Below are 9,047 nucleotides of genomic sequence, written 5' to 3'. Positions count from 1 at the left end.
CCTGGGCTATGCGACTTTTGGTGTCATTTCGGGAAGGTAGTCGACCCACCCGATGCGAGGCGCCTTCGTCTTCTTGTTGATGATCGGATTGCCTTCGCTATCAGTGAGCGTGCACTTGGCGCGCACGCGAAGGTCTCGGCAGACCCCTGTCTTGCGGGCAAGGGCGGCGAACTGCTCGGCATACTGCGGGGCGTCAAAAACGGGGCTTAGCTGTCGCACCTTGGTGCCGCGCATGATCTTGGCGGCAGCCTTCTCAACGGCGAGAGCCCACTCGCCCTGGCTCATTTCCTCAGGCATCGCACCAGGCTTTAGGGGGGGGGGCGCTTGGTTGAGGTCGTCTTCCTGGCTTCTGCCAGTGCAACATAGGCGGTCATGCCGAACACTGCGAACGTACTCATGGTGATCTCCATGCATGCGCCGCCCTCCGTGCTGGTGGCGGCATGGTGGCAATTTGGTTGGGGATGGGGTATTACGGGTGACCGGCATGGGGCCGGACCGAAAAAGGAGTCGCACGGTGAAGCGAAAGGACGTTGAGGTATTTATTTCTTCGGCTGTATCAACAAGTCGTGAGATAGAGCTTTTTGCGCGGTTATTCGCATCTCCTCAATCCGATATCTTCATATCGATGTACCCTGAAACGTTCAAGATTCTCCAGTATTCGCTACTGAAGAATATTGTTTTGAACGTCTGCTCCTTCTTTGATCCTGCTGCCGATCGCCGGGGCAATAAGAATCTGAGCGTGCCGTACATCGAAAAAACGTACGCCACGGTGTTGTCCGACAGCGGAAGGGCTGCCGCTTCAGATGCGCGCTCCATCTATGAAACGCTTGAGATCGATGGGTACAGAAATAAGTACTTCGCTCACGCTGATGTTGACACCCTCACAGCCGAGACCATGCTCCAGCATAAGCTCTCGACTGAATCCTTACTATTGCTTTGCCTGAAGCTAATGATTATTGGGCTCGACATTGACGACGAGAGCAGGGGGATTACGGCGGAACAGCTTTACAGAGAGTCGCGGATGTCACCCCACGATAACGGAACAGCCTTGCTCGCACTACTGTCGCAGGCTGCTGTTACGGTGTGATTATCTCATCCCCCGGATCCTGCTGAATCATCAGCATGCTCTTCCGGTCGAAAGCCAGGGCCAAGCGGGGCGATATGCTGATTTCATGTCGCGGCGGGGTGAGAAACTTCGCCGCGTGCATCCTGCCCAGGGCGTGGATGCCGTGGATCAGCGCCTCGATCATCTGGCTGTAGGTGGCATCGGCCCAGCCGCAGATCGCCCGCAGGTGCTGGCCGGTTAGCTTCCTGGCTGACAGCCGCAGCGGCTCATTTCGCGCCACATTTCGGTGAGCTTCGATTTCGTGGCGCGCGATCCTGAGCAATGCGTGATGCCCGAGCGCCTCGATGTGATGAATCATCAGCGTCATCGCCTCGCCCTGTTCCTCGATACCGGCCCACTCCATCAGCTCCAGCAGGGCCTGCTTAGTCCCTGGTCGAACCTTCAAGCGCAGGTCTTCTTCCTGCAACTTGGCGGCCTTGGCGCGGCGCTTCTCGTCGCGGTACTTCTGAGACATCGCCATACGGCACCTCCTTCAATCCGCTGGGCGGTAGGTTGAACTGCTCACGCCGCCTTGTTCTTTGCAGCGCGCTTCGGATTTTTCTGCTCAATTTCCATGTCCATGTCGTTCCAACCGGCAAGGAACCATGAGCCGTGGAACGTGTGAGAGGCGAATGGGTTGGCCAGTTTGCCGCCTCCGTTGCGGCGACATTCCCGGCCAAGGTAGTAGACGCTGGGATGCTCGCCGCAATCGCTCATCGTCTTCCCCTGTCACGTCGGATCGGGAAGTCGATATCGAACAGCGCAAGCAGTCGCACGAGCCTGCAGTTGCCGATCCCAAGCTCGACGGTAACCGCGCACCGAGATTTTCCCGCATCGCGCAACGCGATGATCTTTTCTGCCATATCGCGATCCTGCTGGCTCGGTTCAGCCTTCACCTTCTCCGGCCTTGCCTGCCTCTGCGGGCTGAAGAACCTGAATCCACCTCGCGCCGCCACGCCCCATAGGGCGGTCTTGGTTTCGCCAAGGAGCTTTGCGACCTCGCCACAGGTCATGGTCTTGGCGAGCTCTTCGATCTGAGCTGTGCGAGCCATGGCGCGACTTTTACGCTCGCCGCCGCGCTCCTGCTTGACTGGCCTGATCCGCTTTGGCTTCGGCTCAGGGTGATGGCGCTGCCGGTGGGGAACGTACTGGAACCCCTCCAGCACGACGATCTGTCCGCCAGATGCAAAGAAGGCCGCTTGTGCGGCCTCCAGGTCGATTGATTGGTTCATGCTGCCTCCTTCATTCGCTCGCGCATCTCCTTCTCCAGGTCGCTGAGCTCTTCCATAAACGCCTTGATCTCGGCCTCCATCTCGCGGATGCGCTTGAAGTCGCGCTCGAAGCGGTGGCAAACGTACTGAAGCGGCTCAGGCAAGCGGTCGTCGTAGCTGACGAAGTCTGCCCAGGCCCTGCCGGTGCAGGCCATCTGGGCCAGCATCTGCCACTCGTACTGCGGGTCGTGGCGCCCAGACTGCATGGTGGCGATGTGGGTCGCAGTGTTTGGGCACTTAATCTCCAGCACGCCATCGTCGCCTACCAGCCCATCTGGTGACGCACCAAAGCCAGCAATCGTCGGGTGCATGACCAGGCCGGTTTCGACCACCATCAGGCCTTTGTCGGCCTCGTAGGCCATGCAGGCAAACGGTTCAAGCTCGACGCCGCGCTGCACGGCAGCATTGCGGGAAAGGTCAGCGCCGCCAGACTGGCCGGTGAGGCGCTCGCACAGAAGCTCCATCATGTAGTTTTTCCGGGTGGCAGACGGCGCGCCGCCTCGGCCGCTCGCCATAACGTCCTTCACTCGGCTGGCGGTCACGCACCCAAGGCGTGCCGCGAACCATTCAGCGCTACGCTGCTCCATCTAACACCTCCTCAGATTCGCCTTCGATGGGCGCCGTCTCTGCCTTGATAGCGTCGGCACGCTTGGTGACCTCGGCCTTGAAGCGAGCATGGCCGGTAGCATCCTTTGCCTGTTTCATGGCGGCGGTTGCCTGCTGATAGACATCGGTCAATGCTTCCAGGCTGCCGGCCTTCTGTGCCAGTGCAATCCAGCTGTTCACCATCTCGGGGTCGGTGGGTGCAGAGCCGGACACGCTGGCCAGCCCCTCGCCACCGTCTGTGTTCAAGTGATGAATCGCCTGCTCCAGGCGCTCAGTCTTCGGCCAGTACTTGTAACCGCGCTTCACTACGGTCTTCTTGGCCATCTCGCCCGGGTCAGTGACCCATGGGCAGGATTTGTTCTTGCTGACCCAAGCTTTCCATGCGCTGGAGCGGTCACGGATGGCGTTCACATCCTCGATGCTCATGGTTTCGGTCAGGTAATCGCCATCTGCAGTCTTGACTACCACGTAAACGCCGATCACTTCGCCGCGATCCTTGGCGAACGGGTTGTAGGAATGGGTCGGAGGCTTGTCGAAGCCGTTCAGGCTGAACGCATCGGCGGCGTAGACCAACTCGGCCTGCGCCCAGCGAATGGCACCGGTCGACATGGCCAGGTCCATCAAGCCGATGTAGCTGATATCCAGGCAGATGCGGCCATCGCGCGGCACCAGGTATGCCTGCTTCTTGGCCGGGTTCAGACTGATGCCGATGGCGGCGATGTTGGTGATCGCGTTGGCCACCGACTGCCGGTTCTGCATGGCCACCTTGGTGGCGTACTCGCTCGAGGTGATGACCTGGATGGCGAATTCGGCCTCGCGCTCGAAGTTCAGCGAGCGGTCGGTCAGCACGTTGGCGAACTGATTCCGCTGAGCGTAAATGTCCTGCGAGATAATGGCTACTGCCTGGCTCATGGCTTACCTCAGTAGGAAATATTGATGTTCGGGATTTTGCGCTCAGCGATCAGCGTGATGGCCTGCTTGGCGCATTCCTCGGTCATGCCGCCGGCGACGAAGGCGTCCAGGGCGGCGCGGTTGATGTTGCGGCGGTGGTTCTTGTCGCGCTCGCGGGCTTCTTGCTGGCGAAGGATCTCGGCGGCGGCGGCATCGGAGCGGCGGCGTTCTTCCTGGCGTGCCTGCTCGGCAGCTTCTTCAGCCCGGCGGACGGCAGCCTGGCGCTCTTGCTCAGCACGCTGCTCTGCGGCAACGCGGTCGGCCTCAGCCTGAACACGGGCGCGCTCGGCCTGCTCGGCCTGCAACTTGAGCTGCAGGCGCTGGTTCTCGGCTTCGCGCTCCCGCGCAGCGGCCTGTTCGATCAGCTCCTGCTCGCGGCGTGCTGCAGCATCGCGCGCGGCCTGTTGTTCCTGGGCCACGCGCTGGCGCTCGGCCTCAACAGCAGCCTCTTGTGCCAGCCTGATGCGGTCCTGCTCAGCGCGCTCTTCTGCTTCGCGGCGCAGGCGGGACAGCTCGGCTTGCTCCGCGTCATATTTCTGCCTGGCCTCCAGCGCTTCACGAAGCACGGATAACACTTGGTCTTTCACCTGTCCGGCCTCAGCGGTGAATTCTTCCCAGGTGCCGTCCAGGGCAACGCCTTCAACCCTTCCGATCCGGGCCAGAAGGTCCTCGGAGGTCAGCAGGCCGAGTTCGGCGCCTTCCGCTTTGATTGCTGCAATGCCCTGCTCATGCTTGGCGACACGGGCGGCTTCTGCCTGCTCCCACTCGGTGAGCGGTCGGCGCGTCTCGTCCCGCAGCGCGTCCATCTTGGTCACGAAATCGCGCAGCTCGGCTTCGACCACCTTCGGCATTTCCTTGAGCCGGCGCAGGTAGTCGCGGCCCGGCTTCTCGACAGCGGTCTTCGACTTGCTGACCTTGGCGGCCAAGCTGGCGATCCGCTCGCGGCCCTTGCGAGTGGTGAGGTCGGGAACTTCGCCCTCGATCTCGGCCTTCACCAGGTCGATGAATTGCTGCAGGCCGCCGGCCACGTAGATGGCCGGGGCGTTCGCCTCGCTGATCTCTTCGATCGCGATCAGTTTCTGTTCTGCGGACATTGGAAAACCTCGCGCCAGGCCGGCGCCGTCAGTTGAAAGGGGAATGCCAGGTCACCCAGGCACGGAGGTACGCTCCAGGCCCTGGCTGCGGTGGATGGGTGCGCGCTCTCGCCGCTTACGCTCCCGAAGGGGTACGGTTATCCCGAAGGGCCGCCGTGCTCGGCTACGTGAATCAGGAAGCTGCTTTGGCAAACGCCATCGCCATGGCTGTTTGTGGTACGGACGACTTGACGATGGCCTCAGCGCGCTCGCAGTCGGCTTGCTCGAACCAGCCGAAGTGGCAGACGCCGACATCGATTTGCATCTGCTCAGCCAGCCAGCGATAAGCCTGCGTGCGGCCCATGCCGGTGTCGGTGATGTGCTTGTGGAAGACAGCCTTGCACCGATTACGGACGGCGCGCAGAGCGCTATCGGCCAGCGTCCCGAGAGGAATGTCTGTATCAGGATGCAGGCCTACATAGGCGTAGCAGCCGGAGCAGAGATAGGCATACGGCCAGTCGCCGTAGCTGCGCCCGTTGTAGATTTCCGAGTTACAGACCAGATCAACCTGATCGCCGCAATAGCGGCATTCGCATGGAGCGGGGATTGGGTTCTTTACGCGTTTTAGTGCTCTGCGGCTGACGTGAGGCAGCGGAGCAGGTGCAGCAATGCGCTCGGGGGCGTTTGCCCGAGGATCGATTGGCATGTGGTTGTCCTAGTTGGTGATGGAGCCAGCCAGTGCGCTGGCGAGCATGAAGGCGGTACAGGCGAAGAGGGCAGAGAAGGAGCCGCGCCAGATGACCATGCGTCGGGCGTGCTGGTAGCTGGTCATGGGTCGTGCCTCCCTGCGCCATTGCATTTGTGGCAGGTGGATGTTGATCCGTGGTACGGGCCTTGAAAGCGCAAAAGACCAGAGCCTTTGCATACTCCGCACGAAACCTTGTTTCGCTCGCGATCAAGTTGTTTGCGGAGTTCGGCAAGCTCGCTGTCGCGCGGATCTCCAGCCGGAACATGGAAGGCCATGCCGATGCACTCGGACCAGCCAACAATGTCACTTGCGATTGCGCGGATCTGCTCAGCGGTTGCGGTTACGCCATGCTCATCCAATGCCTCTGACAGGCCTTCGGCGTAGTAGTCGGTGCGTGAGTAGCTCATGTCCGCACCTCATAGGCCAGCGTGCAAATGCCACAGAGGTAGGCCCGGCCAGACCAAGCCGCCGGGTTCTCGATGTGAGCCATGCGCGCCTGATTCATGGCGTCCTCCAGGGTCAGGCCCTTGAACACCATCAGGATGCGATCGTCGGGCACGGCCTGAGCGGCCTCGGCCACCTGGTCGTCGATTATCGACGGGAAGATCGGCGTATTCATGCAACCTCCTTGCGCCCATCAACGATCTTGTTGAGGCGCCCGCAGTAGTGGTTGAACTCTTCGATGGTGATGCGTCCGTCGCGGAGCATTTCCGTCAGCTGATGGCTGATGATTGTTGAGTAGCTGATTGGCGTACCCGGGTGCACCAAGGCATCAAGCTGCTGATCAATCAAGACGTGCGGACTCATGGCTCGCATGCCTCGTAGGCCTGGGCCTGTACTCCGGCGGCGGCGAATGGCGTCAGCAGATCGCGCGCCAGCCGCTCTAGTACTGCGTCAGGGCAGGGCGCGGCCATAACCTCGTGGTACACGTTGTGCGAATCGCTCGCGTCGCGGCGCCGTGCGGCCAGCAGCAGTCTGCCCACGGCGCTGGGACTGGTGATGCCTGGCGATGCGTGCTCGTCAACGGCCTGGGCGAAGCGCTCGTAGGTGACACCGCGGATCTCGCTATCAACCTGGAACGTCGCATCGGCGCCACGCAGAAGCTGATGGAACATGTCCTGAATCCAGATCTCGGCGGCCCCGGCCTGATCGCTCACCGCCGGCGGCATCCGGTTGTCGTACTCAAACTGTGCTGCTCGAAGTGCGCCCATGGTCGCCTCCAGAATGATCAGCCCTTAAAGGGCGTGTAAGGGATGTCGGAGATTCGGATCAGATCTTCTGAGCCGCCTGCCTGAGATTCTCGGTAGGCGGCACGATCAGATTTCTCTCTGGACTCAGCGAGACGCTCAGCTGTGATGCGCGCTATGCGTCGCTCGCGCTTGGCCAGCGCCTTGATTGGGTCGCCCATGGTCGCCTCCAGGTGGTGGGTTACTCGGTGGGTGGAGTGAGGTGTGGCTGCCAGTGGGTCACGCGATGCTCGAAGCGCGAGCCATCGCCGTAACGCCAGTCGATGCCATTCCAGTAGAGGAAGCGGGTGCCGTTGAAGGCGCTTTGCGCTTTTCGAGCTGGTGTGTAGGCGATTACCCAGGCCTTTCCGCCACCCCTGGGCAGCCCAGGCATGCGCTCAGAGCACTTGATCCAGCCGCTCATGCTGCCTCCGGCCAATGGCGGTTGATGCTCTCTTTGGCGTAGGGCGAAAGGCGCTCGAAGCTGTTCACTCCGCCACATCCGGGCATCGTTCCTTCCAATTCGACGCAGGCTTTGATGTCACAGCGCCGCGAGCAGACCCAACCACCGTAGTGGCAGCTATGCACTTCGCCTTTCGGGTCGGGGTGATAGGCCAGCCCGCCTTTCCACGAAGGAGATCCACGCAGCTTGAGGCCGCAGCCCCGGCACACGGCCTGGGTATCGGTGCAGTGATGCATTTTGTGATCCTCGGCAACCGCATTGGCCAGGAGCCAGGCGCGGGTGACCAAACCCACCGTGAAAGGTGGCCTGGCGCCTGCCAATGCGGTCAATGTGAAGGGAAGGGGATGCGGGGGGCATCGGTCAGAACCATCGGCAGTCCTGCCTGCTGCTCAGGCGGGAACAAACCCTAAGGCCGCTTGTTCAAGGCGGATTCGGGCACGACCAAGTCAGGTCGGGCGCTACCAGCAAGGCAGTTGCTGGGATGGTTCTGACCGATGAACCCCGCCAAGGGAACATCGGGCCTGCTTTGGGCTCACTGCAGGCAGGTGATTCAGAACCGCTGTTCCACCAGCGGTCGCCGTACGCACTGTTGCAGCAGTGCTATTCCCGTTGCTGATACCCGCCGGGATTAGGGCTAGAGAACAGGCCGCTTATGGCGGAGCGGCCTCACTGATCAGCTCAGTGCGATCGGGATGCTGTTACTGGTTCATAGCCAGGCCGTGGGATGGCCCGAACCCATACCTGTTCTCTGCGGATTTCCTTGCGGCTGCCGCGTCGAAAATGTTGTCGAAGCTGCCAAGCCATTCGCGCTTGGAGTGCCTGATGATGAACGCGCCGTAGCTATTGCCGCAGCGATGCAGGCGAACGCCGGTCACGCCAGAGGAGTTTCGAGCCTGCTTCCTGATGTTCATGTTGTTCTCGCGGCGAGAAACAACGCGAAGGTTGCAGAGTCTGTTGTCCAGGCCGTTTCCATTAAGGTGATCAACCTCTTTTCCGTCGATATCCCGCCCGAGCATGAGCATGATCAAGCGGTGAGCGAAAATGCGCTTCCGGTTGACGCTACAAATACGGTAGCGCCCGACCCTAGTACGTTCAGATCCAGCTGGTCGACCAGCGTGTTTTGCGTTCCACGCCTTACAAGCAGCCTCGCTGACGAAGTGACCAACCGGTCTTTGGCGCCAGGTCAGCTCCCCAGTCTCGGGGCAATAGGAAAGGCACGCGTTCAAGTAGTCCTTGTCCACGGGATATCTCCAGATTGAATTCAGAACCGATGCAGCCTGCGATGGGGAGCAGGGCATCGGGCCGTCTTTCCGGCTGTCAGGGATTTACTGTCAAAGCCCCCAGTTAAGGGGCGTGTGGGTGCAGGGGTTGGTTAATTGACTACGACCCAGAGGCCGCCTTTCCAGCAGTACAGATCTGGCGCCCATTGCACCCGCTCGGCGCTGGCGTTGACCTCGCTGATGGTCGCCTTCCGGTAGCCGCGTTTTTTCGCCTCTGCCTGAAAAGCAGGGAACTGGGGATCGGCAAGATAGGAGGCATGCGCGGCTTCGCGCTCCTGTCGCTCATGCTCCCTGTACATGCAGACAGCCATAGCAGAGCACTCC

General features: G+C 61.0%; 18 protein-coding genes. 1 reads left to right on the top strand and 17 read right to left on the bottom strand.

Translation table 11 applies throughout. The features are described 5' to 3' along the window. Positions 1-6: 6 nt before the first annotated feature. Positions 7-297: a hypothetical protein gene (locus tag HU748_RS14810; protein ID WP_238343367.1), complete on the bottom strand. Its 291-nt coding sequence runs from the start codon at positions 295-297 to the stop codon at positions 7-9. 217 nt (positions 298-514) lie between these two features. On the opposite strand from HU748_RS14810, the gene HU748_RS14805 reads away from it, so the two are divergent. Next, on the top strand, positions 515-1,087 hold the full coding sequence (locus HU748_RS14805; RefSeq protein WP_186720888.1) for a hypothetical protein: 573 nt from the start codon (positions 515-517) through the stop codon (positions 1,085-1,087). Here the strand turns inward: HU748_RS14805 and HU748_RS14800 are convergent. The 16 genes from HU748_RS14800 to HU748_RS14725 all read right to left on the bottom strand — a co-directional run bounded on the left by HU748_RS14800 (position 1,077) and on the right by HU748_RS14725 (position 9,034). Then, positions 1,077-1,586, bottom strand: a complete 510-nt coding sequence (locus HU748_RS14800; RefSeq protein ID WP_186720887.1) for a hypothetical protein — start codon at positions 1,584-1,586, stop codon at positions 1,077-1,079. The genes HU748_RS14805 and HU748_RS14800 overlap by 11 nt on opposite strands. Positions 1,587-1,627: 41 nt before the next feature. Further along, a complete protein-coding gene (locus HU748_RS14795; protein WP_186720886.1) occupies positions 1,628-1,822 on the bottom strand; it encodes a hypothetical protein in 195 nt (64 codons plus the stop codon). Then, positions 1,819-2,337 carry a hypothetical protein gene (locus HU748_RS14790; RefSeq protein ID WP_186720884.1) on the bottom strand — a complete coding sequence of 173 codons (519 nt, stop codon included), beginning with the start codon at positions 2,335-2,337 and terminating at the stop codon, positions 1,819-1,821. Before HU748_RS14790 ends, HU748_RS14795 begins: the two co-directional genes overlap by 4 nt. After that, entirely contained in the window at positions 2,334-2,963 is a 630-nt protein-coding gene (locus HU748_RS14785; RefSeq protein WP_186720883.1) for a lambda exonuclease family protein, read from the bottom strand. The genes HU748_RS14790 and HU748_RS14785 overlap by 4 nt, the downstream gene beginning before the upstream one ends. Continuing rightward, positions 2,950-3,894 (bottom strand): RecT family recombinase, encoded by a 945-nt coding sequence (locus tag HU748_RS14780; RefSeq protein WP_186720882.1) that lies wholly within the window; start codon positions 3,892-3,894, stop codon positions 2,950-2,952. Before HU748_RS14780 ends, HU748_RS14785 begins: the two co-directional genes overlap by 14 nt. Positions 3,895-3,902: 8 nt before the next feature. After that, positions 3,903-5,027: a hypothetical protein gene (locus tag HU748_RS14775; protein ID WP_186720881.1), complete on the bottom strand. Its 1,125-nt coding sequence runs from the start codon at positions 5,025-5,027 to the stop codon at positions 3,903-3,905. Positions 5,028-5,199: 172 nt separating this feature from the next. Then, positions 5,200-5,712, bottom strand: coding sequence for a zinc-finger-containing protein (locus tag HU748_RS14770; RefSeq protein WP_186720880.1), 513 nt, complete (start codon positions 5,710-5,712; stop codon positions 5,200-5,202). A gap of 122 nt (positions 5,713-5,834) precedes the next feature. After that, positions 5,835-6,161 carry a hypothetical protein gene (locus HU748_RS14765; protein WP_186720879.1) on the bottom strand — a complete coding sequence of 109 codons (327 nt, stop codon included), beginning with the start codon at positions 6,159-6,161 and terminating at the stop codon, positions 5,835-5,837. Further along, positions 6,158-6,373: a hypothetical protein gene (locus HU748_RS14760; RefSeq protein ID WP_186720878.1), complete on the bottom strand. Its 216-nt coding sequence runs from the start codon at positions 6,371-6,373 to the stop codon at positions 6,158-6,160. The genes HU748_RS14765 and HU748_RS14760 overlap by 4 nt, the downstream gene beginning before the upstream one ends. Continuing rightward, positions 6,370-6,561 carry a hypothetical protein gene (locus HU748_RS14755; protein ID WP_186720876.1) on the bottom strand — a complete coding sequence of 64 codons (192 nt, stop codon included), beginning with the start codon at positions 6,559-6,561 and terminating at the stop codon, positions 6,370-6,372. Before HU748_RS14755 ends, HU748_RS14760 begins: the two co-directional genes overlap by 4 nt. After that, positions 6,558-6,965, bottom strand: coding sequence for a hypothetical protein (locus HU748_RS14750; RefSeq protein WP_186720874.1), 408 nt, complete (start codon positions 6,963-6,965; stop codon positions 6,558-6,560). The genes HU748_RS14755 and HU748_RS14750 overlap by 4 nt, the downstream gene beginning before the upstream one ends. A gap of 17 nt (positions 6,966-6,982) precedes the next feature. Then, positions 6,983-7,162 (bottom strand): hypothetical protein, encoded by a 180-nt coding sequence (locus tag HU748_RS14745; protein ID WP_186720872.1) that lies wholly within the window; start codon positions 7,160-7,162, stop codon positions 6,983-6,985. A 20-nt stretch (positions 7,163-7,182) separates the two neighbouring features. Further along, positions 7,183-7,404, bottom strand: a complete 222-nt coding sequence (locus tag HU748_RS14740) for a DUF551 domain-containing protein (RefSeq protein ID WP_186720871.1) — start codon at positions 7,402-7,404, stop codon at positions 7,183-7,185. Continuing rightward, a complete protein-coding gene (locus tag HU748_RS14735; RefSeq protein WP_186720870.1) occupies positions 7,401-7,679 on the bottom strand; it encodes a hypothetical protein in 279 nt (92 codons plus the stop codon). The genes HU748_RS14740 and HU748_RS14735 overlap by 4 nt, the downstream gene beginning before the upstream one ends. 462 nt (positions 7,680-8,141) lie before the next feature. Continuing rightward, complete coding sequence (locus HU748_RS26630) at positions 8,142-8,684, bottom strand: HNH endonuclease signature motif containing protein (RefSeq protein WP_186720869.1); 543 nt, start codon at positions 8,682-8,684, stop codon at positions 8,142-8,144. Positions 8,685-8,815: 131 nt separating this feature from the next. After that, positions 8,816-9,034, bottom strand: a complete 219-nt coding sequence (locus HU748_RS14725; RefSeq protein WP_186720868.1) for a hypothetical protein — start codon at positions 9,032-9,034, stop codon at positions 8,816-8,818. Between the last annotated feature and the right edge of the window lie 13 nt (positions 9,035-9,047).

It is taken from the genome of Pseudomonas sp. RW3S2, assembly GCF_014268955.1.
GTDB classification, from domain to species: Bacteria; Pseudomonadota; Gammaproteobacteria; order Pseudomonadales; family Pseudomonadaceae; genus Aquipseudomonas; species Aquipseudomonas wayambapalatensis.
Note: the sequence above shows the minus strand (reverse complement) of the source record. Positions and strands in the feature narration are given on the sequence as shown.

Bases quoted from the DNA above. Each gene is read 5' to 3' on its own strand.
- HU748_RS14810 (WP_238343367.1), bottom strand. From the start codon at position 297: ATGCCTGAGGAAATGAGCCAGGGCGAGTGGGCTCTCGCCGTTGAGAAG.
- HU748_RS14800 (WP_186720887.1), bottom strand. From the start codon at position 1,586: ATGGCGATGTCTCAGAAGTACCGCGACGAGAAGCGCCGCGCCAAGGCC.
- HU748_RS14795 (WP_186720886.1), bottom strand. From the start codon at position 1,822: ATGAGCGATTGCGGCGAGCATCCCAGCGTCTACTACCTTGGCCGGGAA.
- HU748_RS14790 (WP_186720884.1), bottom strand. From the start codon at position 2,337: ATGAACCAATCAATCGACCTGGAGGCCGCACAAGCGGCCTTCTTTGCA.
- HU748_RS14785 (WP_186720883.1), bottom strand. From the start codon at position 2,963: ATGGAGCAGCGTAGCGCTGAATGGTTCGCGGCACGCCTTGGGTGCGTG.
- HU748_RS14780 (WP_186720882.1), bottom strand. From the start codon at position 3,894: ATGAGCCAGGCAGTAGCCATTATCTCGCAGGACATTTACGCTCAGCGG.
- HU748_RS14775 (WP_186720881.1), bottom strand. From the start codon at position 5,027: ATGTCCGCAGAACAGAAACTGATCGCGATCGAAGAGATCAGCGAGGCG.
- HU748_RS14770 (WP_186720880.1), bottom strand. From the start codon at position 5,712: ATGCCAATCGATCCTCGGGCAAACGCCCCCGAGCGCATTGCTGCACCT.
- HU748_RS14765 (WP_186720879.1), bottom strand. From the start codon at position 6,161: ATGAGCTACTCACGCACCGACTACTACGCCGAAGGCCTGTCAGAGGCA.
- HU748_RS14760 (WP_186720878.1), bottom strand. From the start codon at position 6,373: ATGAATACGCCGATCTTCCCGTCGATAATCGACGACCAGGTGGCCGAG.
- HU748_RS14755 (WP_186720876.1), bottom strand. From the start codon at position 6,561: ATGAGTCCGCACGTCTTGATTGATCAGCAGCTTGATGCCTTGGTGCAC.
- HU748_RS14750 (WP_186720874.1), bottom strand. From the start codon at position 6,965: ATGGGCGCACTTCGAGCAGCACAGTTTGAGTACGACAACCGGATGCCG.
- HU748_RS14745 (WP_186720872.1), bottom strand. From the start codon at position 7,162: ATGGGCGACCCAATCAAGGCGCTGGCCAAGCGCGAGCGACGCATAGCG.
- HU748_RS14740 (WP_186720871.1), bottom strand. From the start codon at position 7,404: ATGAGCGGCTGGATCAAGTGCTCTGAGCGCATGCCTGGGCTGCCCAGG.
- HU748_RS14735 (WP_186720870.1), bottom strand. From the start codon at position 7,679: ATGCATCACTGCACCGATACCCAGGCCGTGTGCCGGGGCTGCGGCCTC.
- HU748_RS14725 (WP_186720868.1), bottom strand. From the start codon at position 9,034: ATGGCTGTCTGCATGTACAGGGAGCATGAGCGACAGGAGCGCGAAGCC.